The organism is Vibrio sp. 811 (assembly GCF_033339195.1).
The window spans coordinates 1-507 of the sequence record NZ_JAWOUB010001004.1 but is presented as its reverse complement, the minus strand read 5'-3'; the positions used below and the strand labels follow the sequence as shown (position 1 = coordinate 507).

Genomic DNA, 507 nt, shown 5'->3' with positions numbered 1-507 from the left:
CTCGCACTGCTTGCTTTACCTGCGAGCGCAACCAAGGTCTTGTTCGTATTGGCATGACAAATTGCCACACCGAGTGCATCCGCGGCATCGGCTTGAGGCTTCGCAGGTAATTTTAACATGTGCTGCACCATGTGCTGAACTTGCACTTTGTCTGCACCACCAGTCCCCACTACAGCTTGCTTAATTAGACGTGCAGCATACTCATACACAGGAAGATCCGCATTCACCGCCGCAACAATCGCACTACCGCGAGCCTGCCCTAGCTTTAGAGCAGAATCGGCATTTTTCGCCATGAACACTTGCTCAATTGCAAATACGTCTGGTTGAAACTGGGTGATGATTTCCGTAACGCCGGCATAGATTTGCTTAAGCCGACCTGGCAATTCTTTTTCTGAGGTACGAATACACCCACTGCCAAGATATTGCAGATGACGGCCTTGCTGGCGAATAACGCCGTAACCGGTAATACGAGAACCTGGGTCAATACCCAAAATAATTGACATGAAG

At 49.5% G+C, this 507-nt stretch carries 1 protein-coding gene; it reads right to left on the bottom strand.

What is annotated here, in order from left to right:
• Positions 1-503: crossover junction endodeoxyribonuclease RuvC (gene ruvC, locus R7Q46_RS30595; RefSeq protein WP_318078768.1), on the bottom strand; the 503-nt coding region annotated here is incomplete at its 3' end.
• Between the last annotated feature and the right edge of the window lie 4 nt (positions 504-507).